This is a genomic window from Vibrio sp. SCSIO 43135, from assembly GCF_023716665.1.
GTDB lineage: Bacteria > Pseudomonadota > Gammaproteobacteria > Enterobacterales > Vibrionaceae > Vibrio > Vibrio paucivorans.
The window spans coordinates 205,230-229,620 of sequence record NZ_CP071859.1 but is presented as its reverse complement, the minus strand read 5'-3'; the positions used below and the strand labels follow the sequence as shown (position 1 = coordinate 229,620).

22 protein-coding genes are annotated in these 24,391 nt (G+C 40.2%); 1 reads left to right on the top strand and 21 read right to left on the bottom strand.

From position 1 onward, the window contains the following. Positions 1-234: 234 nt before the first annotated feature. Complete coding sequence (locus J4N42_RS01055) at positions 235-774, top strand: PadR family transcriptional regulator (protein ID WP_252029088.1); 540 nt, start codon at positions 235-237, stop codon at positions 772-774. A gap of 124 nt (positions 775-898) precedes the next feature. Here the strand turns inward: J4N42_RS01055 and cysE are convergent, their stop codons facing one another. From cysE to J4N42_RS00950, 21 genes are all read right to left on the bottom strand, one after another. After that, positions 899-1,720, bottom strand: a complete 822-nt coding sequence (gene cysE / locus J4N42_RS01050) for a serine O-acetyltransferase (RefSeq protein WP_252029087.1) — start codon at positions 1,718-1,720, stop codon at positions 899-901. A 57-nt stretch (positions 1,721-1,777) separates the two neighbouring features. Beyond that, the gene (gene gpsA, locus J4N42_RS01045; protein WP_252029086.1) at positions 1,778-2,833 is read right to left on the bottom strand and encodes an NAD(P)H-dependent glycerol-3-phosphate dehydrogenase; all 1,056 of its coding nucleotides are present in this window, start codon (positions 2,831-2,833) and stop codon (positions 1,778-1,780) included. A 126-nt stretch (positions 2,834-2,959) separates the two neighbouring features. Continuing rightward, positions 2,960-3,430, bottom strand: coding sequence for a protein-export chaperone SecB (gene secB / locus J4N42_RS01040; RefSeq protein WP_252029085.1), 471 nt, complete (start codon positions 3,428-3,430; stop codon positions 2,960-2,962). A 148-nt stretch (positions 3,431-3,578) separates the two neighbouring features. Then, positions 3,579-4,013: a rhodanese-like domain-containing protein gene (locus tag J4N42_RS01035; RefSeq protein ID WP_252029084.1), complete on the bottom strand. Its 435-nt coding sequence runs from the start codon at positions 4,011-4,013 to the stop codon at positions 3,579-3,581. 124 nt (positions 4,014-4,137) lie between these two features. After that, positions 4,138-4,887, bottom strand: a complete 750-nt coding sequence (locus J4N42_RS01030) for a hypothetical protein (protein ID WP_252029083.1) — start codon at positions 4,885-4,887, stop codon at positions 4,138-4,140. A gap of 3 nt (positions 4,888-4,890) precedes the next feature. Next, the gene (locus J4N42_RS01025) at positions 4,891-6,048 is read right to left on the bottom strand and encodes a BamA/TamA family outer membrane protein (protein ID WP_252029082.1); all 1,158 of its coding nucleotides are present in this window, start codon (positions 6,046-6,048) and stop codon (positions 4,891-4,893) included. A 47-nt stretch (positions 6,049-6,095) separates the two neighbouring features. Further along, positions 6,096-7,142 carry a UDP-N-acetylglucosamine--undecaprenyl-phosphate N-acetylglucosaminephosphotransferase gene (gene wecA, locus J4N42_RS01020; RefSeq protein WP_252029081.1) on the bottom strand — a complete coding sequence of 349 codons (1,047 nt, stop codon included), beginning with the start codon at positions 7,140-7,142 and terminating at the stop codon, positions 6,096-6,098. A gap of 88 nt (positions 7,143-7,230) precedes the next feature. Continuing rightward, positions 7,231-8,643: a sulfate adenylyltransferase subunit CysN gene (gene cysN / locus J4N42_RS01015; RefSeq protein WP_252029080.1), complete on the bottom strand. Its 1,413-nt coding sequence runs from the start codon at positions 8,641-8,643 to the stop codon at positions 7,231-7,233. A gap of 11 nt (positions 8,644-8,654) precedes the next feature. Continuing rightward, positions 8,655-9,284 carry an adenylyl-sulfate kinase gene (gene cysC / locus J4N42_RS01010; protein WP_252029079.1) on the bottom strand — a complete coding sequence of 210 codons (630 nt, stop codon included), beginning with the start codon at positions 9,282-9,284 and terminating at the stop codon, positions 8,655-8,657. After that, positions 9,284-10,198, bottom strand: a complete 915-nt coding sequence (gene cysD / locus J4N42_RS01005) for a sulfate adenylyltransferase subunit CysD (protein ID WP_279348407.1) — start codon at positions 10,196-10,198, stop codon at positions 9,284-9,286. Before cysD ends, cysC begins: the two co-directional genes overlap by 1 nt. 101 nt (positions 10,199-10,299) lie before the next feature. After that, the gene (locus J4N42_RS01000) at positions 10,300-12,033 is read right to left on the bottom strand and encodes an SLC13 family permease (protein ID WP_252029078.1); all 1,734 of its coding nucleotides are present in this window, start codon (positions 12,031-12,033) and stop codon (positions 10,300-10,302) included. Between the two features lie 44 nt (positions 12,034-12,077). Beyond that, on the bottom strand, positions 12,078-12,728 hold the full coding sequence (locus tag J4N42_RS00995; RefSeq protein ID WP_252029077.1) for an ABC transporter ATP-binding protein: 651 nt from the start codon (positions 12,726-12,728) through the stop codon (positions 12,078-12,080). A gap of 94 nt (positions 12,729-12,822) precedes the next feature. Beyond that, positions 12,823-14,196 carry an MBL fold metallo-hydrolase RNA specificity domain-containing protein gene (locus J4N42_RS00990; protein ID WP_252029076.1) on the bottom strand — a complete coding sequence of 458 codons (1,374 nt, stop codon included), beginning with the start codon at positions 14,194-14,196 and terminating at the stop codon, positions 12,823-12,825. A gap of 25 nt (positions 14,197-14,221) precedes the next feature. Then, positions 14,222-15,361: a glycosyltransferase family 4 protein gene (locus J4N42_RS00985; protein WP_252029075.1), complete on the bottom strand. Its 1,140-nt coding sequence runs from the start codon at positions 15,359-15,361 to the stop codon at positions 14,222-14,224. Then, a complete protein-coding gene (locus J4N42_RS00980; protein ID WP_252029074.1) occupies positions 15,362-16,390 on the bottom strand; it encodes a stealth family protein in 1,029 nt (342 codons plus the stop codon). Further along, positions 16,368-17,456, bottom strand: coding sequence for a stealth family protein (locus J4N42_RS00975; protein ID WP_252029073.1), 1,089 nt, complete (start codon positions 17,454-17,456; stop codon positions 16,368-16,370). Before J4N42_RS00975 ends, J4N42_RS00980 begins: the two co-directional genes overlap by 23 nt. Next, a complete protein-coding gene (locus tag J4N42_RS00970; protein WP_252029072.1) occupies positions 17,456-19,489 on the bottom strand; it encodes a CDP-glycerol glycerophosphotransferase family protein in 2,034 nt (677 codons plus the stop codon). Before J4N42_RS00970 ends, J4N42_RS00975 begins: the two co-directional genes overlap by 1 nt. Continuing rightward, positions 19,482-20,531, bottom strand: coding sequence for a hypothetical protein (locus J4N42_RS00965; RefSeq protein ID WP_252029071.1), 1,050 nt, complete (start codon positions 20,529-20,531; stop codon positions 19,482-19,484). The genes J4N42_RS00970 and J4N42_RS00965 overlap by 8 nt, the downstream gene beginning before the upstream one ends. Continuing rightward, complete coding sequence (locus J4N42_RS00960) at positions 20,528-22,549, bottom strand: sulfotransferase (protein WP_252029070.1); 2,022 nt, start codon at positions 22,547-22,549, stop codon at positions 20,528-20,530. Before J4N42_RS00960 ends, J4N42_RS00965 begins: the two co-directional genes overlap by 4 nt. Beyond that, positions 22,549-23,433: a sulfotransferase gene (locus J4N42_RS00955; RefSeq protein ID WP_252029069.1), complete on the bottom strand. Its 885-nt coding sequence runs from the start codon at positions 23,431-23,433 to the stop codon at positions 22,549-22,551. The genes J4N42_RS00960 and J4N42_RS00955 overlap by 1 nt, the downstream gene beginning before the upstream one ends. Continuing rightward, the gene (locus J4N42_RS00950) at positions 23,426-24,391 is read right to left on the bottom strand and encodes a hypothetical protein (RefSeq protein ID WP_252029068.1); all 966 of its coding nucleotides are present in this window, start codon (positions 24,389-24,391) and stop codon (positions 23,426-23,428) included. The genes J4N42_RS00955 and J4N42_RS00950 overlap by 8 nt, the downstream gene beginning before the upstream one ends.

The window sequence follows — 24,391 nt, the reverse complement described above, 5'->3', positions numbered from 1 at the left end:
GTTGGTATTGCTTCAAGCAACGAAACTAAATAAGCACCACAGAAGTGCATTTAACGCTTAAGCAAAATTGTTTTATTTGTGCCACTCAACAGAAACGATCTGGCATGTATTGAACGCACCTTATCTACTTTAAACCTAGCTTAGAAAGTTTGAGCCTAGCTTAGAAAAGATATCCGCCTCCAATACTCTTCGTTACTTTTGATACTGGCATCATTGATCATTTGGATTGAAGACATGTCATTACCACACGTTATCCTAACCGTTTTAAGCACTCGTGATGCTACCGGATACGACATTACTAAAGAGTTCTCTGCGAGCATTGGTTACTTTTGGAAAGCTAGCCACCAGCAAGTGTACCGTGAGCTTAACAAAATGGCTCAAAATGAGCTTGTCACCTGTGTACTAGAGCCTCAAGAAGGCAAACCAGACCGTAAGGTTTATTCAATCACTGATTCAGGGCGCAGCGCTCTTGGTGAATGGTTCGACCAACCTACAGCTCACCCAACAGTACGTGATGAGTTTTCAGCTAAGCTCATGGCTTGTGCCGTTCAAGCCTCTGCACCTTTTAAAACACAACTTTCAGAGCTAGTTGAAGAGTCTCGTAAGCTAGTATCACACTATCAAGAAATTGAAACAGCTTACTATGCGACCCCAGCTACTCTAGACAAGCAGCAGCGTTTAGAGCGCTTAACGCTTCGTCGCAATCTGCTGCTTCGCCAAGCTTGGATCACTTGGGCAGAAGAAACGCTTACAGAACTTGATGCACTGTCTTAAATGACAATAATCAAAAGTTAGGCTGCCAATTGGCAGCCTTTTTTATTGGAATCAAAAGGTTTACCTGAAACAAAAAAGAGCTAGCGAAAACGCTAACTCTTTAAGTATACAGCTCGGTATCAGTTTAGATTCCGTCACCACCAATAAAGCTTTGTGATTTGCCATTAAACTGCTGATCCATATCCAATGACGGTTTATCCGTTTTCGGACGACCAACAATCTTAGCAGGCACACCAGCAACGGTGGTATGAGCGGGTACAGGTTGAAGGACAACGGAGCAAGAGCCAATTTTGGCACCTTCACCAACTTCAATATTGCCAAGTATTTTCGCCCCTGCACCTATCATCACGCCTTCTCGGATTTTAGGGTGACGATCGCCGCACTCTTTGCCGGTACCACCTAATGTGACATCCTGAAGAATAGACACATCGTTTTCAACCACTGCCGTTTCACCGATGACGATACCTGTCGCATGGTCGAGCATGATCGCCTTACCAATTCGCGCAGCAGGGTGAATATCCACTTGGCATGCTACAGAGATCTGGTTTTGTAAATAGGTAGCCAGTGCAATACGGCCTTGTTTCCATAACCAGTTCGCAACTCGGTAACCTTGCAGAGCATGGTAACCTTTTAGGTACAGCAGCGGCATAGAGTACATTGCGACCGCAGGGTCACGGTTAACCGTAGCACAGATATCACAAGCGGCAGATTCGGTAATGGATGGATCTGCGGCAAACGCTTCTTCAACAACTTCCCTCACCGCCATAGCTGGCATTGAAGCAGTCTTCAGTTTGTTCGCCAAAATATAGCTGAGCGCTGCGGCTAAACTATCGTGCTTGATGATGGTCGCATGGTAAAAGCTCGCCAACATTGGCTCTTGTTCAGATTGCTCTCTCGCCTCACGAACAATCGCTTTCCATACTTTCTGTTTTTCGCAATGTTTCATTTATTCTTCCCTAATCGCGAGCCTGACATAACTAAGTTGACTCGCGCACTTCCCAATCTACTTGCCTTCAGACTTTTTGTCACGAGCCAATAGATCTTGCGCCGCTAAACGGGCGTCTTTTCCTTGATACAACACTTGATAGATTTGCTCGACGATTGGCATTTCCACACCCATACGATCAGCCAGCAGCCACACTTCTTTGGTATTGCGATACCCTTCAACCACTTGGCCAATCTCTTCTTGAGCAGTATCGACATCTTTACCTTGGCCAAGCGCCAAACCAAAGCGGCGGTTACGCGACTGATTGTCAGTACAGGTTAAAACTAGATCACCTAGGCCAGCCATCCCCATAAAAGTTTCAGGTTCGGCACCTAAAGCCGCTCCTAAACGTGTCATTTCAGCTAACCCACGGGTGATTAACGCAGTTCGAGCATTAGCACCAAAACCAATACCATCCGACATACCGGCGCCGATTGCGATGACGTTTTTCACTGCGCCACCCAATTGCATACCAATAAAGTCATTATTGGCGTAGACACGGAAAGTTTTGCTACAGTGAATTTTCTCTTGTAGATCAGAAACGAACTCAGCATCTGGAGAGGCAACAGAAATCGCAGTGGGCATGCCCATCGCTAATTCTTTGGCAAATGTTGGTCCCGAAAGTACTGCAAGTGAATAACCTTCACCAATAGCATCATGAGCCACTTCTTTAAGCAAGCGACCAGTTTCCGGCTCGAGACCTTTGGTCGCCCAGCAGATGCGGGTATCTTCTCGAAGATGAGGCTTCAAGCTATTCAATACAATACCAAATACATGGCTTGGCACTACCACCAGCAAATCACGGCTCGCAGACACAGCTTTGGCTAGATCTGATTCAATAATCAACGATTCTGGAAAGTCGATGCCTGGCAGAAACTCGTGGTTAGCACGGTCAGCTTCTAATTTGCTCATATGCCCTGGCTCATGTCCCCATAGAACGACATTCGCACCATTACGAGCCAAAGAAATCGCTAGGGAAGTGCCGTAAGAACCTGCACCGATTACCGACATTGTGACTTCTTTTCCGTAAACACTGTCAGCGCTTTGTGCATGAGGTTGATTGGATTGTGTCATTGTTCCGCCCGATAACTAATCATAAAGATAAAACAAAAAATGCACATCGCACCGTAATGAAGATGCTTTGTGCATTTTATTTACTAGCAGTAACGCCAACGAATAGCGTCTAGGACTGTGTCCAAATTACGCTTCAGCTTGGCCTTCACCTTGAGCTGCTTGCTGCTGTAGGTAGTTCATAAACAATGCATCAAAGTTTACTGGCGCAAGGTTTAGTTGAGGGAACGTACCTTTAACAACTAGGCTTGAAATAGTTTCACGTGCGTATGGGAATAGAATGTTAGGGCAGAATGCACCTAGACAATGAGCCAGTTGGCCTGCTTCCATTTTATCTGCAGTGAAAATACCACCTTGTTGAACTTCACATAGGAAAGCAGTCTCTTCTGCATTCTTCACTGTCACAGTCAAACGAAGAACGACTTCGTATGTACCTTCACCTAGCTCACGGCTTTGAGTGTCAAGGTCTAGCTTAACATCAGGGTTCCACTCTTTTTGGAACATTGTTGGTGAATTAGGCGCTTCGAAAGAAACGTCTTTTAGGAAGATACGTTGAATTGCGAAGTTTTGTGCTTCTTGTTGTGGTGCTGCTTCAGCCATTGTTAAATCCTTAAATTCTGTTTACTAAATCTGCCTTGAGCCTAACCGAGAGATCATACCTTGACTAGGTTAAACCGCTATTACGTGCAAAGCGTCACATCTCTCTCAGTTAAGCGCTGCCTTTTTAGGCAAAGCGTTGGCGAAAGAATTACTTCTTACCGCGAACCAGAGGTAGATTAGCTTCATTCCAAGCAACCAAACCGTTTTTCAGTAGGTTTACTTTTTCAAAGCCAGCTTTCGCTAATAGGTTAGCGCTCTCTTGAGCAGTTTGACCTGTTTTACATACAACGATGATTGGGTCTGATTTGTGGTTTTCAAGGCTACCCAAGTTATTCGCTTTAATATCTGAAGGCAAAATGTGAACCGCATCGGTAATGTGACCCTTTTTGAATTCATCTTTCGAGCGGATATCCACTACTACACCGTTTTCACGATTCATCAATAGCGTAGTTTCAGACGCTGTAATTTCTTTATATGCCGCTGTAGACGACTTCACAATGCTCATAATTAGAGCGATAAAAAGACCAACCCATACTAAAGATAGGATCATATTCTGTTGGAAAAACTCAATGTACTCTTGCATATCTTGTGCTCTTGCAATGTTTATCGTTAATACGTTTCGCTAAGACCCACGAGCCTTTAAGGCTGCAGGGCTCAATAAATTCAGACAAGGAGTATAGCGGGGATAAAGGGTGTAAGCTATAGCCTCAATTACAACTGGATGTAAATCCTGTCAATTTAGCCACACCGTTCAAAATAAACCCATGATAGGTTGCTTTTACGACTTGATAATCAAGGCTAGGTGCGATGTAAAAGGTAATCTCATCGGCTCCATCTTGTTTGACTGGAATTAAAGTCAGCTTACCGAATTTGTCATGATCAAGCGTTTCACTTTCTAGCACCGTGTATTGATAGGGCTCAACGGTATCCGATGCCTGCCTAACTAACTCAAATTCTTTTGAACCATTAATCAGATTGAAGCGAATCTGCGCTGATAGGGTATCCAGATCACGTAGCGGAATCTCATCGCTATAATAGCTTTGCTTTTCTCCATCTAAGTCCACATCTGAGCGATATGGGCCTTCAGGGAAAGTCACTTTCATATCTCGGTTCTTGAAGCCGGTGACAATCTGATGGAATGATTTTGTTACCCAGGCCTGCAAATCGTGATCGAATGTCATGCTCGACTCTTGCCGATAAGAAGTCCCAATCCCCAAGATACTGGCCCGACTCTTACTCGTTGCATTAACTTGATCGCCTTTCCAGTACTCCACACGTGACATTTTTCCGGTTCGTATACCACCTAGATAAAGGGCGTACTCCAATGATTTTTCACACAGCTGCATTGCCCCATCATCTGCACTAGGTAAACTCTCCGATGCCAACGCGTCATGACCAACACTAGAGAGAATCAAAATAGCGAAGAGCCATTGGTAACCAGTAAGGTGTGCTCCCATCGACTAAAACACCTCATTGACGTTCAAGTAAAAATTAGTATCCCCTTCGGCGTAACCAATATCGACTCTCAGATTGATACGGTCTTTGACTCTGAATCGAAAGCCAGTGCCTACACTGGTCAGCAAGTCATCGTTTAGGTTTGAGATCTCATCAGCGACATTACCTGCTCCACCCCAGAAAACCATCCCATAACGTTGAAAGATTGGTAATCGATATTCGACTTGTGCCATTGCCATATTTGCGTCTCGGTATTGCCCTTGGTAAAGGCCACGAAGCGCGCTAGAGCCACCTAAATCAGGCAACATGTTCCAAGGCGTGTCTCCACCAGTAAACTCCCCTTTTACCTGCCAGGCAATCAAACCCGGCATGTTTTCAAGGGCAATATAATTCGCCACCTCGACACCGTATTTAGAGAAACTCGATTCACTATGGTCGTTATAGTAAAAACCTGCATCAACCTGGAATAACCACCCTTTGGTTGCGTTAAGTCGATAATCTCGAGAGTCATAAATACTGCTAAGCAAAACGCCCGAGCTTAAATTACTCGGCAACTCATACAAAGATGGGAAAGACTCATCGCCTTCCACACGTTCTAAATTTTCCGCTTTAGCGTAAGTAACATCACCGCCAAAGCCTAAAAAGTAGTTGTCTGAAAGCTCAGTCATCCACATCGGTTTGAAGGAGTAAACAATCTCCTCAAACTCGTGCTTGTTTTGTTCAGTATTTCCGGCATCTACCCCTTGGCCATAGTACACTGCGGCTTCGTTGTGCAGTTCTACGTCAAAGGACAATCGATTCTTACCACCATTGACATAGTTCATGTTCTCAATTGTCACACCGTAAGAACGATTCATTGAGATATATGAATTCACCACTAGAGAGGAAGGCTGACTGTCTATTTGGTCTTCAAGGTCATACACCCCAACCATTAACACACCAACGCCAAACTTTTTCTCAGGCGTGTAATAAGCTGTGGGTAGATAGCTCATATCAATTGACTTGCTATCGTCGAATTCACCATCAGCGCCAAAATGCTCCAAGATATTATCAACCCAAGTGGGTTCCATATCTTCAGGCGTTTCAAATAAAGGTTTCACTTCAGCAAAAGCCGAAGAGGTGCCTAGCGAAAGCGCTAAACACAAGGAAAGGTTTCGATACATTAAAGTCTCAGAGTGAGAGGTTAAGTGGAAGCGGTGTTGAGAAGTTTCTAGCCCATGTAGTTTGCAGACTTTTGCTTAGCGCGTTTTTCTAAAACAATATTAGCAATTCCGTATACAACGAAAACCTGTAAGAAAGCAGCAAACATTTTGCTCTCCTCAACCTGATTCACCTCAGCTATCAAGCCAATCGACGCTAGAGCGCAAGCCAAGGCCGTCACAATAAAGAGCGTTTTTCGAGGAGAGTTGCCTGCTAGCATCAACACATGATGAATATGCGTACGATCCGCTTTAAGAGGAGACTGCTTTTTTAAAACCCGTTTGATCATCACTAGCGCCATGTCCATTAATGGGATTGCGATAATCCAAAGAGCAGTGACTGGTCGCATCGCCAGATGACTGGAATAACCATTGATATTTTGAGTTGCAAATACCAATAGCCAAATAATGGTAAAGCCCACAAGGAAGCTGCCAGAGTCCCCCATAAACACCTTATATTTGGATTTAACTTTAAGACCCAAGTTAAATGCTACATACGGACACATAGCGGCAATAAAGGTTAAACAAAACAAAGCCAAGGTGTGTTGCCCAGACAAATAGAATAATAGACCTAAACTAGCAATAGTACAGGCTGCCAGCATACCCAAAAGCCCATCAATGCCGTCTACCATGTTAAATGCTGTTACACAGCCAATTACTGCTATTGTAGTAAAAGCTAAGGCTCCTTGACTAAGATAGATGTTCCCCGTACCAAAGAGGTCACCTAAATACGAAAGGGATAATCCTTCTTTCTCAACTAACCAAGTGGACAACAACATCAGTATAATCAACCGGAAAGTCGCACTAATGTCGAGTTTGTCATCTATTAGTCCAACCAAGACTAATATACAACTAAATACTATGTACTCCATTTGGTAGAAACTACTGCCACTTTGAGCAATAGCAACTGCGATCACCCCAAATAAAGTCGCAACACCACCAACCAGTGGAACGTGACCATTATGAGATTTTCGCTCACACGGCACATCGACAAGTTTTATATTTACTGCCAACCCTCTTAACAGCACCAACGAGATTGTTGAAACCGACGCTGCCAACAGTACATATAAGAATATCTGCATTAATAGAGTCTACTTATAAATAATCTAAGAGCAGCCGAAGCTGCTCTATACATAGAATTAACGATTAAACCTCGCTACAGCCCCATTCAGGGTAGTGCTTGCGGATATAAGCATTGAGTTCTTTTTCAGCTGATGAATATTCTCGCTGAGCACCCTGCTCATTTGCCACAGAAGTTGAGCTGACCATACCAGCACCAACCGTAACGTTTGAGTAGCGATCAATAACGATAAACGAGCCCGTTTGAGGCAGAGCACGATACTCATCAACCGCGACTTTGTCTGTCAAAGATACGTTGGTAAGAGCAATCTCGTTAAGATCTAACGTTTCACTACCTTCAGCATGCTCTTTGAGCGTATTCACATCCACTTTGTGTTTCAGTTCAGACACTTTACCCGTACAGGACTTAGTCGCAAACTTGAAAATATACTCTTTATGAGTGCGAAGTGGCGTATCGTCCATCCAAACAATGTGAGCATCTAGCTTACTCGTCACCGTTGGTTCATGCCCAGTATGCACTAGCATATCACCGCGTGACACATCAATTTCATCTTCCAAGGTCAGAGTAATCGCTTGACCTGGCTGAGCCTGTTTCAGTTCGCCATCATGAGTATAGATGCTCTTCACCACAGATGTTTTACCAGATGGTAAAGCTGTGACTTCGTCGCCAACTTGAACGAGGCCAGATGCTAGCGTTCCGCAGAAACCACGGAAGTTTAAATTCGGACGATTGACATATTGAATCGGGAAGCGCATATGATCGAGGTCTTTATCTTGATCAATTTTCACCGTTTCCAGTAGTTTCATCAACGTTGCGCCTGGGTACCAGTCCATTTGCTCACTTGGTGTTACTACGTTGTCGCCTTTCAATGCAGAGATTGGCACAAAACGAATATCGTCGATATCGAAGTTTTCAGCCATTTCACGATAATCAGATTTGATCTTTTGATACACATCTTGGCTGTAATCCATCAAATCCATTTTGTTGATAGCAACGATAATGTGCTTAATACCTAACAGGCTACAAATGTAACTATGGCGGCGAGTTTGAGTTTGGATACCATGGCGAGCATCCACCATCACGATAGCAAGATCACAAGTCGAGGCACCCGTTACCATGTTACGAGTGTACTGCTCATGCCCTGGAGTGTCGGCAATGATAAACTTACGTTTGTCGGTCGAGAAGTAGCGGTAAGCAACATCGATGGTAATACCTTGCTCACGCTCCGATTGTAGACCATCCACCAATAATGCAAGGTCAAAATCTTCATCAGTGGTGTTGAATTTTTGAGAGTCCTTTTCAATAGCAGCCATTTGGTCTTCATAAATAAGCTTACTATCAAATAGAAGACGACCGATCAGTGTCGATTTGCCGTCATCAACATTACCACAGGTTAAAAAACGAAGAAGGTCTTTGTTTTCATGAACTTTTAGATACGCTTCAATATCTTGCGCGATTAGCTCAGAACTATGAGACATCGTATTATTCCTTAAATATATTCTTTATCTTGCAACGCACGAACTACCAATTCTGCACACTCTTCCACTGTGCAATCCGCCGTTTTTACATGAATTTCTGGATTTACTGGAGCCTGATACTCCGAATCAATACCGGTAAAGTTCTTAATCTCACCTGCTCGCGCTTTCTTGTATAAACCTTTAGGATCACGCGACTCACACACTTCTATTGGAGTATCGATAAAGACTTCCAAAAACTGCGAGTCATCCAACAAGTCACGTACTTGCTGTCTATCTGAAATAAAAGGAGAAATAAACGCTGTGAGAACAATAGCGCCAGAATCTACAAACAACTTGGCGACTTCACCAATACGACGAATGTTTTCAACACGATCGGCGTCACTAAAGCCCAAATCCTTGTTTAATCCGTGACGAACATTGTCACCATCTAACAAGTAACTGTGCTTGCCAAGGCTAAGTAATTTGCTTTCTACAGCATTCGCTACTGTCGATTTACCTGAACCACTTAGGCCGGTAAACCATAAAACCACTGGCTGCTGCTTTTTAAGTTGAACTCTATCCTGATGAGTAACTGTAGTGTTGTGCCACACAACATCATCGCTGACCGATTCGTTTTCTTTTCGCTCGTAAGGCACGTTCATTAGAAGTAACCTTCGCGCTTCTTCTTCTCCATCGAGCCCGCACTATCATGGTCAATTGCACGACCCTGACGCTCTGATGTGGTGGTCAGCAGCATTTCTTGGATGATTTCTGGCAATGTGGTCGCTTCAGACTCAACTGCGCCTGTTAATGGGTAACAGCCAAGGGTACGGAAACGAACCATTTTTTCTTGAACAACTTCACCTTCTTCAAGCTCCATACGCTCATCATCAACCATGATCAACATACCATCACGTTCCACAACAGGGCGTTTAGCAGACAGATACAAGCTTGGGATTTCAATGCTTTCTAGGTAGATATATTGCCAGATATCCAGCTCTGTCCAGTTAGACAGCGGGAAAACTCGAATACTTTCGCCTTTGTTGACCTTACCGTTGTAGATATTCCATAGCTCAGGGCGTTGGTTTTTCGGGTCCCAACGATGATGCTCATCACGGAATGAGTATACGCGCTCTTTAGCACGAGATTTTTCTTCGTCACGGCGAGCACCACCAAATGCAGCGTCAAAACCATGCTTATCTAAAGCTTGCTTCAAGCCTTGCGTCTTCATGATATCGGTATGTTTCGAACTACCATGCACAAACGGGCTAATGTTCATCGCTAGCCCTTCTGGGTTTTGATGAACAATCAACTTCATACCCAGTTTCTTTGCCATGTAATCACGGAACTCAATCATTTCCTTAAATTTCCACGTTGTATCAACGTGCATTAGTGGAAATGGAGGAATACCTGGTGCAAATGCTTTCTTTGCAAGGTGCAGCATTACAGAAGAGTCTTTCCCCACTGAGTAAAGCATTACTGGGTTATCAAACTCTGCCGCGACTTCGCGCATAATATGAATGGACTCAGCTTCTAACTGCTTTAAGTGAGTCATACGTTCCGGTGAAATCTTCATTTCCATCTTCCATTTGTTCAATTGTGCAACAGTTTACTAAACTGCTTACGAAAATGCTCTTTTAGTTTCAAATCTCGTTACATATACGTAACGAATAGAATTTAAACATTATATAAATGCGAGATACTTAAAATGGTAATTACACCATAAGCCACACTTACAGGAAAACCCACTTTCAAGAAGTCAGCAATCTTGTAACGCCCTGCGTTAAAAACCATTAAATTGGTTTGATAACCATAAGGGCTCAAAAAGCTAGCGCTCGCACCAAATGCCACGACCATGATATAAGCCATAGGCTCTGCATTCAGGCTATCAGCCAATCCCATTGCTATTGGAAACATCAAAGCGGCCGCAGCGTTATTGGTAACAAGTTCAGTAAGCCACCAAGTTGCGATATAGACAATACACAAACCAATAAGGGGGCTAAACATATCTTGGTTACCAAGAATTACAGAATCCAACAGCGAAGTAGCTTGACTGTTAGACAACGCATACGAAAGCAACAAAGCCGATGAGATAATAAGCCATATTTGAGTGGGTAATCGCTGCAGTACTTCGTTTGGTTTCAGAGTTTTAGAAAAGAGTAATATTCCTAAAAATAACAGCAAACTTTTGAACAGTGAAACAAAACCCGCTGCCGAAAGGGCTATTGAAATCACAAAGCCGAATACAGCAAAAACTTCTTGTTTATCACTCAGAGTGGCCTCTGTTTCTACTCCGCTAACAAAAAAGAAGTTTTTACCGAGGTTGTGTCGTGATTTAAAATCTTTACCAACTGCTAATACGAGGTTATCACCAGGCTGTAATACTACCTCACCTAATTTACCCGAAATAGAGTCACCATCTCGTTTAACGGCCACAACCGCTGCATCAAAAAGTGCACGAAACCCAGCTCGCTTTAATGTTTTTCCGACCAACACGCTTTCCGGCCGTACAATCACTTCAGACAAATTATCAAGCGGTAAACCGTTTTCATTAGCAAACGACTTCAGGCCTGAAAACTGATTCAATAGCGTGATTTTTTTTACATCACCACTAAAAAGCAATCTGTCGCCTTCTTGCAAAACTTCTGCTGGGGTTACCGGAGAAATTAACTTCCCATGTCTCTGGACCTCTACCAAGAAGAGAGATTCTAGATGTCTTAAGCCATTTTCTTCGACACTTCGCCCGATTAACGTTGATCCCTTCATCACTTTTGTATCTATGAAGTAATCCGCTACTGTCTTATATTCTTCTGCTCTCTTAGGCAACCAACGACAACAAAAAAACAGAACCGCGCCGCAGCCCAATACCAGTAGACTTCCTACTAGAGTGAAATCAAAAAAACCTATGCTAGGTAGTCCCGACTCCACCACCATCGAATTAACAATCAAATTGGTTGAAGTGCCCACAAGCGTAAGTGTCCCACCCAATATAGCGGCGTAAGACAAAGGAATCAGTAACTTACTAGCAGGATGATGCGGATTAGCGCGGATCGGCGCTAACATCGCAGAGACAACAGCAGTATTGTTCAAAACAGCGGAAGATAGAGTACTAAAAGCAAATAAATTCAACCAGGAACGACGATAGCTTGGGCGCACCACATAACTGGCAACCTTGCGCAACAATTTAGTTTTCTCTAGCGCAAGCGAACAAACCATGAGCAGTACTAAGGTTAGAACACCTTGATTGGCAAAGCTTGCAACAACTTGTTCATTAGTCACCATTCCAGTTGCGACCAAAACAAGAAGCAAGACGCCAAACACACGCTCCGGCTGAGCTTGAAACTTTATAAGTCCAACGATGGTTAAAGCAAATGCAGTAAGGACAAAATACGCAGAAAAAAAGTCAGGCATTACAGTATTGGCCGAAACTATTGGTTGGTTTCAGCAGTTCCTGGTTAAAGTTGTTTATATACATCTAATGCTTCTTCTAGATCATCATAAAATTGTAGCGAGCCCTTGTGGAGGATGATCGCACTATCGCAAAACTGGCGTATCTCTTTCATATCGTGGCTGACCATAATCACACTAGCTGTCTTACTTTTATTCAACAATGCCTGTTTAGCTTTTTTACGAAATTTTTGGTCACCTACCGAGGTTGCTTCGTCAATTAAGTAGATATCAAAGTCAATCGCAACGCAGCAGCCAAACGCTAAGCGAGAACGCATACCACTTGAATAGCTTTTTACCGGTAAATCATACTTAATCCCCAGCTCGGCGAAGTCTCGAACTTTTTGTTCGTATTCATCAAGGTTGGCCACACCATTCACTCGACCGATAAAACGGGTATTTTCGCGTCCAGTCATCTGGGGATGTATACCCGTTGCTAACGCAACTGGCCAAGAAATGGCTTTATCGGTGATCACTTTACCTGAATTAGGATACTCACTCCCCGCAATGATTCGAAATAGAGTTGATTTACCAGCACCATTGGAACCGAGCAAGGCGACATTCCTTCCTTCTGGGAAGGTAAAATCAATGTCTTGAAATATATATTGGTTACCTAAATCAGAAGGGTAATATTTAGTCAGGTTTTGAAGTTGGATCATAACAAGCATTCGGTTAACTTGAGGTGCTAATCGCCTTGTTAGAGGCTCTCAAGTAACAATAGAAATAGAAGCTAGCAGTATAAAGGTTCAAAACCTAAACACCAATAGTCGCAGTGATTCCCACCGCTTCTATCTTCTCTTTAAGGATAGTTTTGGCCTCATCATCACCATGAACTAAAACCACTTTTTGTGGCTGATGGCGTATACGTTTCACAAAGTTGACCAAGTTGTTTTGATCTGCATGAGCTGAATAACCAGAAATGGTATGAACTCCAGCTTTGACATAGCGCTTTTCACCTTCAATGAAAACGTAGCCACCACGAGAGCCGTATTTTTGAATATCTCGGCCAAGCGTTCCCTGTGCCTGATAGCCTACAAATAGCACATCGGCAGATGGTTTATCGAGAAACCGTTTGAGGTAGTTGACGACTCGGCCACCACTACACATACCACTTGCCGCAATTACAATCGCTGGTTTATCTCGATTAGCCAGGTAGTCAATCGTTTGGAGATGCTCTTGATGGGAATCAACAGTATATAAACTGTCAAAGTTCAATGGGTGACGGCCATGCTTTACACGGCACTTGGCCTCTGCATCCCAGAGAGATTGAAACTGTTGATAGAAAGTAGTGAATTTCGCTGCCATAGGGGAGTCTACAATCACTTCAATCTCATTGAGCTTTTCGTTGGCAGAGTGAGATACGATATGCTCTAGCTCATAAAGCAGCTCTTGAGTTCGGCCGATACTAAAAGCAGGAATAATCACTACGCCGTTATCCGAGACCGCTTTTGTTAATACTCGCTCTAAGCTTTTGACTCTATCGCGGCGATTTTGGTGATTTTTATCACCATAAGTGCTCTCGAGCACCACAACATCGGCTTTATAAGGGCTTTTCGGCGCGGCGAGTAAGGGCGAATAAGTTGCCCCTAAATCACCAGAAAATACTATCCGTTTACTGGGCTGGCTCTCAAGTTGAACATCCACTTCAATATAAGCAGAACCCAAGATATGACCCGCTGGTTGAAACTTCACCTTAGTTTTCACATTACCGTTTAGGCTTACATTCCACCACTGCTTATAAGGCACAGCGACCAGTTGATGATTAAGACGCTTTAAACACGCATCAATAATCGAGCGGTTGCGCGTAACACCTACTTTTAATGCATCTTCGATCACCATAGGTAACAATGCAGCTGTTGCTTCTGTAGCAATGATAGGTCCATCAAAACCTGCCGCCAGTATATAAGGAATGCGGCCAACATGATCGATATGGCAGTGAGTCACCAGCAGTGCTTTTACTGTCGAGATATCAAACTCTATGGACAGCAGTTCATTCTCGTCACGGCCTGATGTTTCCGCCCCTTGAAACAAACCGCAATCGACAAGTAAGCTATTTTGTCTATCAATAATGAGCTGATGACACGATCCCGTGACACCATTTACCGCTCCATGATGTAGAATGTCCATGATCTTCCTTGGTCATGCAGAAAATTCAAATAAGGGATTCAATCACTTGTAAATAGTGGCGCGATACTTTTAGATGACAAAAATCCTTTTCGGCCTTCTTGCGCCCTTTTCGCCCAAGCTGTAAGCGTTTTTTGTGCCCCATTTCAATCATGCTGATCATCGCTTCTTTTAACTCAGGTACACTTTGTGGTTTTACTAGTAACCCAGTTTCACCATCTATAATAGTTTCTCGACACCCTACGTTATCCGTTGTGATGATTGGTTTCGCCATTGCACAAGCTTCAATCAAACACTGAGGCATACCCTCTCGATAGAATGAAGGTAGTACTACACAGTCTTGCTCTTTAACCACAGCGAACACATCATCTGTCTCGCCAAGGAATTTTACTGGGGTATTGTCATTCCACCATTCCAATTGACTCAGAGGGATGCCTTGAGGGTTATCTTCATCAACAAATCCGAGCAGGGAAAACTCGTACTGTGGCACAGAGAACCCAGCTTGCTTACGTAGTTGATAGTATTCGTCTACAGCCTTAGCTGCATTTACAAAATCCACCACCCCTTTATTCACTAGCATTCGAGCAACTAAAATAAAACGTGTAACCCCATCATTCGGCGCAGGATGAGGCCGAAACCTTTTCAAGTTGATACCAATGCCGTGTACTCGAGAGCTTAGCTCGCGCTTTACTAGCTTATTATCTAAATAGACTTTCCAATCATCAGGGTTTTGAAAGACCACGTGATGCGCAAGCGGTTGAGTCATCCTAAGTAGCGCTTTCCCTAAAAGAGGCTTAAACCCCTTTTCTGAAAATATTGACCCTAACCCCGCAACACTATTCACTACTTTGATAGAGTGAAGGCGTGCGGCAAGCGTGCAATAGATATTCATTTTAGGTGTAAAATTAAGAACACAATCAGGCTGAATACGATAAATGTACTGACACAAAGAACGAAAAGTGGAGACTTCTGTAGCAATACGAGCACCACTGCGATCAACGCTAACTTCTTGGTAGTTACAGCCTAATTCAACCAATCGAGAGGAATAAGCATCTTTAGGAGCAAGAACATAAACCTCGTTACCGTCTTTCATAAATTCAACAATAGAGGAACGAAAGAAATTAAAGACGAACCATGAGGTATTTGAAGTGATGACTATTTTTTTCATTTAAAGCTCAAATGTGGACTTATGTGGCAAAATGGAATCTAAGTAACTCCGCCATAGCAACGTCGCTTTTTCAAAATCCTCACCCATTAACTTTTCTGTATCGGTAATGCTAAGCAAATTTATACCATCAAGTCTATTTATCAAACGGGATATGTCCTTCGAACTATTAATATTAATAGACAACGTATCTTCAAGCTTGCTAGGTATGAAGTCACCGCGAACCAAATTAAGATAACGAAAAAGGTACTGCGTGGTATCGCTCTCGGATCGAAAACGATTTGACGATGTCCTGTTGAGGACTGCGGGGTGTGAAACCCATAAGTCATCTATCGTAGATTTCAAGTGAGGCTGAGGGACGTGATTCAACTTAAACCAAGAGTATTCTTTGTATAGTTTCTTAAAAAACCAATTTTTAGCTCGTGTTCTTGCGCTATATCGTTCAGAAAGATATATATCAGGGTCCAAACTAGAAAAAGAGGACATACCATTAATGATTTCAATATTATTATTGATCGTAGATGTACTCAATAAATTTTTTCTCTTAACTAGTCGATATAGCCAACCTTTTCGTTTAATACCTTGTTCCAAAAAGTCAACAGGTTTACCACCATTAAAAAAACGCTCTCTGGGCAGTGGAGCTAAGACAAAAGTATCGTCATTGAATAGAATAAATCTTTCACTTAATGATGGAATTTTATTTAAATTAACCTCTATTGCGTTTGAGTTGAAGCTAGGAAGGTGACTTTTGGGAAAAATATCTGAATGGTTAACAACATTAAGCTTTGGGTGGTCTATATTAAGCCAGCTAGGTAAATGACCATATGTTACGAAATGAACTTTATTAACCCAAGGTATAAAAGTATCAAACGCTCTGAATATATAGTTTAGAGAATTCCAGCACCTAAATCGGCTAGTACTATTTGAAATATCAATCTTCTGAGAGGAGTGCATACCTAGGCAACGTCGCCAATTTGGGTCGTTTGAATCGACCCAAAGCAAAACAACATCAATTGGTTGTGTCTTTTTCATACTTACTTGGTTCTGGGTATAATATCTTCATCTTTTTCTCAAAAATCTCGAAAACGTCTTCGCTGTTATTATCGAGCTCGACATCATTGATACAAAAACATTTGAATTTCTTAAGCAACAAAATGTTCATTTTCAATTCAAAAAGTTTGTCGTCGAAACTTACATAGAAGTAAGGGATTTTTGCAGGCTCCGCTGTGCCGATATGATGACCGTAAAAGTGAATAAGTGAGGATACAATTGAATAGTCAGTCCAGCTCCTGAATCGTGCAGAAGAAGTAACTTCAAATACATCCGGGTTTTCTTTCTCAAAAAGTTCTAGAACCGATTTTTTTAAAGCCATTGGGGTATGCTGAAACTTATTAGTAGTGACATAACCATATCTTTTTTCGAGAAGGGTAGCGTTATTTTTTGCTGCAATATCAACAGGAAAAGAATTGTCATCTATCACTTCCGGTATGAATGCACATGAGCTTAAAAAAAACTTTGTCTTTGAAAAATTTTCAGTGAAAAAGTCAAAGGGGGAAACTGGCGATCGAAAGAAAAAATCATCATTCATATATATGAAATTTTCGGACAAACCATCAATACGATGAAGATTAGATTCTATCGCATGAGAATTAAAAACTGGGAGATCTGTCTGCTCTTTAAATATGTCTTCATGTTTAACGAACTTAATTCGAGAATCAAAAGCAACAAACCACTCTGGAACTTGTCCATCAGTAACGATGTAAATATTCCTAACCCAGTTTGCATATCGAAAAACAGATTTCAGAGAGTACTTCAGCTCGTCAAACTGTCTAAACCTTGCATCATTATCACTCTCAGTTACCTTTTTTCTGCTGATTACACCTATTGAGGCATAAAAGCTCTTCTTAGCAATCCACTTAGGGTCATTCGAATCAACCCATGTATATACCATATCAATGGGTATATCTAAGCCATGTTCGACATCTTCTGCTGGTGCTATTCGCCTCGACCGTGTGATCGTAACAAGAATATTAGAAACCAGTACAAGTAACCAATTAGGCGAATATTTTAAAACTTTTCTCCTTAGTGCTTTAATCATTACAGATATTTCCTTCGCTTGAGCTCATTGATAATTCTGTCCTTTGCTTTATTATCAGAAAACTCATTAATCTGATGATAGTTATTTTCGTGCTCAATAGTCCTCAACTTATTAGGAACCAAAATTCCTTGTTCATCGCACGCTTTAATGAGCGACTCCTCAAAACCGGGTAAATCAAAAGATCGAAAACCAATATACTCATGCTCATCAGGAATCAACTGACCTACATGTTCTTCAAATACACTAAGATCAGGCTGATAGAAAAGGACAGATGCACCTTGATAGAATGAGTTGTAACAAATAGAAGAATAATCCGTAATCACAAGATTGGCCCAACTTAAAGCTTCTGAAACATCATCGTCATGAATTGAATATCCATTAAACTCTTCGGTAAATAGGTGCCTAATCTTAGGGTGTAAGCAGACTCGAACATTTAAGTTATCTTGGCTTACTTTCGACTTAATGGTAGATGTAACCTCTTGAAGCATTTTGTATAGAGTTGACTCTTCGGGCAACATATCCATCTCGAATGGCCGCCAAGTGAACATAACCAACAAATTTACATCTTTACAGTTTTTCAAATGGTCTCTTTCTAAATCGTCGAAAATCAACATACCTGTATTTAGTAATCTAGAACTAGGGATCTTAAGCATCCTTGATACAACTTTTTGTTCCTTCTCACTACTTACAACCATCAAATCGGGGTAAGCTTCTTTTCCTTTCAAAAAGGATGAAGCTTTAGTCTGTGATTTCATGTACGTAATGCCATGTTGTAGAAAGACAAACTTTTTATGAGCCACATTTCTTTTGAGAGTTCGATTCGCAGATTGTAATATGTTGATGTGCATCGGAGCTTCGGTAGATATATAAGTCATGGCCAAATACGTATGGAAGTAGTATTTAACTGAATACTTCTTCAAAGCATATTCATGCTCCGACAATTTACTTAAATCATCAATGATGAAATATGCGCGAGTATTTGTATCTCGATTAATCCTTCTTGTTAGATCTAATACCCCTTCTTGAGATGAACAACTTTCCTTCTCAAAAAGAAGAACAGTTCTTCTCTTCCTTAATCGCCTAACAATAGCAGCTGAGTATTTGAAAACCTTTTGAACTACTTCGGACTCTAACAGTTTAAATCTAAGAGTCTGCTCAACGTCAGTATACTTTCTTTGGGTGAGAATAACAGTCCCATGGCCTGTTAGACGTAAGTAATATAATGATGAATTAAGCTTACTAACATAAAATGGTGCGTAGTTTTCTTTAGATCTTTTACATAAAACTTTAATTGGCACATCAACTAAGATAGAGTCAGATTCAATCATAAAATCCAAAGTAAAACTTCCATCATCCACGGACAATTCATTGAGGTCAACCTCAAAACGTCCATCAGATATATTTGCTGAAAGTAGCTGCTCACCAACCCTAACAAAATATCTCAGATTCGCTTTACAAGACAAAGATTTAGTTAGATTAGGCTTATACTTTGTTGAGAATGTTAAAGCACTATTTTTGCATTTAACATCTAAAAACTCTACTAAGCCGCCAGTAGGAGTAACGGAGATATAACCATTATTTTTAGCTTTGAACTCTAAAGCATTTACTATTGCTGAAAACTTGTTTAGTAATAAAGCAATTTCGTAGCCTTCGACGTCAATAGTTTTCGGAATGGATTGTAGACTACAAGCCACATCAATACTCGTAGAAAATGACTCACCACCAATGTTAACTAATAGTTCTAAGACATACTCATCGCCAATAACATGTCTTGCATTAATAAAGTCAATAGAAGCCTGTAATCGAAAATACTCAACAACATAACGACAGTGTGAAATCAATAATTCATTGTTTTCCAACTTAACTAAGAAGGCAATAGCGTTGCCTTCTTTATGAGATAATTCATAGTCGCAAGAAATACCAAAAACTTTACCAACTTCAATATCAACCAAGGAGTCATTAATAGATGAAACAAAACTGTACTTATTATTAGAGTTTAAATGTTGGATTACAATCCTTGGAATATTAATCACTTAACGTCCTTCTATACTGACTTAATTTTGAGCTTATAAACTTACCTTTAGGACGCAGTTTTTTCGCAATCATCATTAGTTTATAGCTGTACTCTATATCAACATCTTCCAACAAAACTGCAGAGTCTCGAATCATATCAACTTCGTCCCGAGTCATCTTATTAAAGTTATCACCCTCTTTAACTTGATGAGCCTTGTAGTGTCTCAAGATGATAGACCTTCTAATAGGTGAGATATGAGTATTCTGCTTACTTAGAAGCCACTTATAATAATTAATATAATTTCTACGCTTTCTCGCCATCTTATTAAACTTCTTTTCATCAATAGAGTCATTTAGAAAAGAATCAAATACCCAAGACAGCATCTTAAGATTTTTAAGATGTAGCGGCATTTTATGCCCTACTCCAGGAATCTTAAGCTTTTTAAGTCCTCTGTATCTATCTGCATGTCTCTTATCAGCACTAAATAAAGGATCATATATTACGTATCCTTGCATCTCATTTAATGCTGAATCACTATAATCTGAAGACCAATCTAGGTTTTTCTGTGCATTACTAAAGCGCTTTTCCCAAGGGACTACTTCACTATTTAGCGTACTAATTGGATTCAATAATAAAACCCGATCCATGTTGAGTAATTTTTGAAAAGTAGCTACTGCGTACCCTCCCATACTTCCGCCGTAACCATATACACGAGAAAATAACCTAGTAACTCTGGTTACCTGCGACTCTAAGAAAGCAATAAATGCAACATCTCTATACCACATTGCTTCCCCGATGCAGGAAAAGGAAATAACGTTAAGATCCTTTTTGGAGCTAATATACTCAAAACCCCAAGGGCTATACTCTAAGCTTTTCGCTTCTTCCAATGATGCAATATTCTTTTTTCCGGCATTTGCGAAGCAAACCACTAAAGGTTTTTCAAGGTCAGTAACTTTACACCTATAGTAGACATTATTTACTATACCACTTGATTCATAATAACCATTGTGTTTAACAGCATTAAGGAGAGAGTCAGCACTAAATTGACTACCATCATTCATAACAATTTAGACCTATTAATATGCGGAATAGTGATTAATTCAAGATCTACGCCAAGAAAATCAGCCAAATCTCTTCGGCAGTTATCATCAGAAAGACTTATAGATATAAAGTTCCTATTACCCTTAAAGTAATCTTTGACTTCTCTGTTATACCTAACATAATTACTAGTCAGAATATCATAATCATATAGTCTATTTTCATCTGTGATTCCGTAATTTATCCTTTGCATTTCTAAAAGATACTGGTCGAAACTTTTATATTTATATTTCTTCAAGTTACTTGAAGATAAAATAGGTTCGATACCTTTGCCTTTTAATAACTTCTTATGATACCTCACTAGAGAATTATACCATTGATCTTTATCTTCTCTTTCTAAATGGATAAACTTGGCATCAGGAAAATGAGAATGTAACACAGGGTACATTTTCTCTAGGCTGAAAGGGACATCTTGGAATACTTGTGCAGTTTCACAACCTTCCAATATAGACTGGTAATCACCGTTTTCATAGTCCCATACTAACCCTTCAAAATAGGTCTGATTTCCTAAAGAGAACCCTAAACTTCTGAAAAGCTTTTCAATTGAGGTTGTACCTGTTTTATTCTTTCCAATAATAAAAACTTTATCTGCGTCCGGTAAGAGCTTTTTCTTAAGGGCAGATAAGCGTTTTATCATGTGCTTTCCTGGTTTCTTGGCTTTATGATATGCTTTTGAATATAAAGTATAAGCATTTCCAAAATCTTTCATTTCATAATATAGGTCAGCATACTCTCTTATAATTCTCGCATCTTCTAGTTGAAGAGCATATTCAAGATCCGAAGGAAGATGTAGCTTTTTCATCAACTCCTTTCTGTTCCATTTATACCAACCAAAATTAGTGGCAAGCTCTGGAGAGTAAGAGTCTAGAGTGAGCCCCATATCAATCTGTGTTACAGATGGATATTTCAGATAAACTTTATGGCAAAAAACCTGAGCTAAGTTTCCGCACTGATAAAGTATTGCGATAGGTCTGCCGTTGAAATCTGAGATCGACTGTTCGATATTCTCTAAGATTTCATCAAATCGATAGATAGCACCAGATTTTGGAATACATATATGTTTCCCTTTCACTATATTTCTATCAAAGAGGTAGCCGACTTTTTCATTGGCCACAAGTAACACATTATACGACTCAAGCGCTTTGAACACTCTATTGAGTTCACCCGTATATGTAATGTTACGCAGGGCCATACCATCTAGAAATGTCTGAGGTGACACACCAACACGCGCTAATATTTGCGCTACTTTTTGCATGCCAACCGGAGTAATCCCATGGCAAGGGTTACCTACAGGAGATAATGCAATATGGTAGTTATCATTTTTATGTCGAATCGACGCAAACCAATCCATAAAGAACTTTGCATTACCAAAATTTCGTATAATTTTACTATTTGGTTTTTGGCTTCTGTAAGCCTGCAAAGCTAACTCGATGCAATCTTCTTGGTTCAAGTTACCATTTGAGTTTTCAAAACTATCAACGGTAGCGAATAGTGCCTCAACCACATCAAAGTGACCATGATTAACTTTCAAATACGTAAATGGTTCTAGGTTTTCTAGTTTCGTAGTGAGGTCAATAAAATGATCATGCTTGATCTTATAGTTATCAGAAATTTCTATATATTTATATTTGTCAGACTCTATCTTATTGATGACATTCACATAATCTTTATCATCAACTTCAAAGTTACTTCTGATGCCTTTCGCTTTCATTGTTGGTATGAGAACATCATTCCTTTTTGAAAGAAACACATCCGATAGGTATCTATAAATATAATTTTTCCCATACTCATTTTTATACGCTAACTCATTCCAATCTTCTAGTAAATTATGACCAGAACTTTTTCCGTGTAATAGATAATGTTCTAAGCACTCATTTTTATTTAAAGAACAGTTAATTTTTAAGTGTTCTTTATATTTTTCCACACATATTTTCGATCGAACAAAACCAAATAAAAATGTCCGAAAGTCAAATTTAAACATTACTTATTTACCTTTGAATTTTTAATTCCAGAGTTGCTAGGAGGCGAAGGAAATTTAATATCCCTCCCAGACAAAGCTATATATTTCTTTTGAAGCTCAAGATAAACTTCCTCTGGGTTTGTTATAAAGTTTTCATAACTAACCTCGAGCTTGTTACTCTCTGGAACCATGGCTAAACCATTCTCTATATCCCTAGTTATCCCTTCAACTTGCATACTGATCTGCTCATTTGCCTCTAAGTGAAGAATATCTAAATAATTACTCGGCTTTGCTGACCACCATACGGATGCATCGCCATATTCATCTAGTCTAGCCTTAAATATAGACCTCTCAATATCACCTTGCTCTCGCGAAATATATAGCCATATATCATTTGGCATCAAACGCGAAAAGTGGGCTAAATTTGCTTGCATCATAAGGGCTTTTGAAACAAAAGGCTTATCAAAAGCCTTACAAATTGATGAAATTTCCATGGCTATTTTATCAGTATCTACCAACTGCAGTTCTTCATCACTAAGGTAGCGAATATCGTTATTAGGAAAGAATCGCCTAAAAAAGTGAAAAAACTCATTTGTATTCAGCAAACCGTGACTTCTACCATAAGTAGATTCAAACGTGATAGTTTCATTATTATCAATTAGCTGATGAACCAATGAGCCAATATATACGCTTTTAGAAAACCTAGTAATTAGATTTGAAGGGTAACACCAATAGTTAGTACTCGACAGATATTGAAGAAGTGCCGTTGTACCGCTCCTAGGGCACCCTACTATATAAACATTTGGTAAGCTTTTTGCAGTCGTATTCTTAATCTCTGAGTTAATAGATTCTTGAACGCTCTCCAACCTTAACCCTAACTCGGAGATAATATCTAGTTCATTCATTATTAATCAGCTCTATTATTAGACAAGCGAGTCTTTCAACATCTTGATCATCAAGACGTTGATCTATTGGCAAAAACAACGTCTTATCATAGTACTCATAGGATGAGGACGATTTTTCTACTTCCCAATATCGTGGCAAATAGACATCATACGTAAGCAATTTCTTCCATATGCTATCTATACTGGAATTTAATTTTAATGGGTAACAAAGAGGGACAGTTTTGATCGACAAGTCGAAGGTAAGGCTATTAATAGAACTAAAATACTCATGCATTTTGGTAAAGTTGTTAACCCTTCTATCTATCACATTTTTCAATTCAATTGAATCAATAATTCGCCTCGAAATTTTTGACATTTTTCTAGGCTCATGATTTTCTAATGCGGCTTCTGCTCTAAGAAACTCGTCATAACCTTTGTTTATTTCTCCAGCTGCTCTTAATAGTAAATGTACAGAGCTCCTACTAGAGTCAAAAAATTCTACTGGATCATCATTGATATCACGAGAGTATAGGAAACCACCATCTGGAATGCCTAAAAACTTTCTTGGAGAATAGATTGTCGTAATGCCACCAATTACGGGACTAAATAGCGCTTGAGAATTATCAATTATCACATTACTAAAATCAGAATAGCTCTTAAGATACTTTGATATTCCTTCATCACATAAACCAAAATAATTAACAATAACTAATCTTTCATCATTCATTAATTCAAATTTTTTGGATGGCAAAAATCTAGAATTAATTGTATATTTCTGTATAGAAATATTTAACGATGAAAAAACATTATCCAAGCTAGTACATAAATATTCTGGAATATATATTTTTCGTACTTTATTAGATGATAAATATAGATAAAAGGCGGCTCTAGCCGATTGTAACGCAACTGCATCATCATGTAGTTGATTGTGTCTAACCGGTAACTCAAGCTCTCCATAGCCTCCAAAACCAAATTTCAT

Coding starts and splice junctions, on each gene's coding strand:
- J4N42_RS01055 (WP_252029088.1), top strand. CDS start 235: ATGTCATTACCACACGTTATCCTAACCGTTTTAAGCACTCGTGATGCT.
- cysE (WP_252029087.1), bottom strand. CDS start 1,720: ATGAAACATTGCGAAAAACAGAAAGTATGGAAAGCGATTGTTCGTGAG.
- gpsA (WP_252029086.1), bottom strand. CDS start 2,833: ATGACACAATCCAATCAACCTCATGCACAAAGCGCTGACAGTGTTTAC.
- secB (WP_252029085.1), bottom strand. CDS start 3,430: ATGGCTGAAGCAGCACCACAACAAGAAGCACAAAACTTCGCAATTCAA.
- J4N42_RS01035 (WP_252029084.1), bottom strand. CDS start 4,013: ATGCAAGAGTACATTGAGTTTTTCCAACAGAATATGATCCTATCTTTA.
- J4N42_RS01030 (WP_252029083.1), bottom strand. CDS start 4,887: ATGGGAGCACACCTTACTGGTTACCAATGGCTCTTCGCTATTTTGATT.
- J4N42_RS01025 (WP_252029082.1), bottom strand. CDS start 6,048: ATGTATCGAAACCTTTCCTTGTGTTTAGCGCTTTCGCTAGGCACCTCT.
- cysN (WP_252029080.1), bottom strand. CDS start 8,643: ATGTCTCATAGTTCTGAGCTAATCGCGCAAGATATTGAAGCGTATCTA.
- cysC (WP_252029079.1), bottom strand. CDS start 9,284: ATGAACGTGCCTTACGAGCGAAAAGAAAACGAATCGGTCAGCGATGAT.
- cysD (WP_279348407.1), bottom strand. CDS start 10,198: ATGAAGATTTCACCGGAACGTATGACTCACTTAAAGCAGTTAGAAGCT.
- J4N42_RS01000 (WP_252029078.1), bottom strand. CDS start 12,033: ATGCCTGACTTTTTTTCTGCGTATTTTGTCCTTACTGCATTTGCTTTA.
- J4N42_RS00995 (WP_252029077.1), bottom strand. CDS start 12,728: ATGATCCAACTTCAAAACCTGACTAAATATTACCCTTCTGATTTAGGT.
- J4N42_RS00990 (WP_252029076.1), bottom strand. CDS start 14,196: ATGGACATTCTACATCATGGAGCGGTAAATGGTGTCACGGGATCGTGT.
- J4N42_RS00985 (WP_252029075.1), bottom strand. CDS start 15,361: ATGAAAAAAATAGTCATCACTTCAAATACCTCATGGTTCGTCTTTAAT.
- J4N42_RS00980 (WP_252029074.1), bottom strand. CDS start 16,390: ATGAAAAAGACACAACCAATTGATGTTGTTTTGCTTTGGGTCGATTCA.
- J4N42_RS00975 (WP_252029073.1), bottom strand. CDS start 17,456: ATGATTAAAGCACTAAGGAGAAAAGTTTTAAAATATTCGCCTAATTGG.
- J4N42_RS00965 (WP_252029071.1), bottom strand. CDS start 20,531: ATGAATGATGGTAGTCAATTTAGTGCTGACTCTCTCCTTAATGCTGTT.
- J4N42_RS00960 (WP_252029070.1), bottom strand. CDS start 22,549: ATGTTTAAATTTGACTTTCGGACATTTTTATTTGGTTTTGTTCGATCG.
- J4N42_RS00955 (WP_252029069.1), bottom strand. CDS start 23,433: ATGAATGAACTAGATATTATCTCCGAGTTAGGGTTAAGGTTGGAGAGC.
- J4N42_RS00950 (WP_252029068.1), bottom strand. CDS start 24,391: ATGAAATTTGGTTTTGGAGGCTATGGAGAGCTTGAGTTACCGGTTAGA.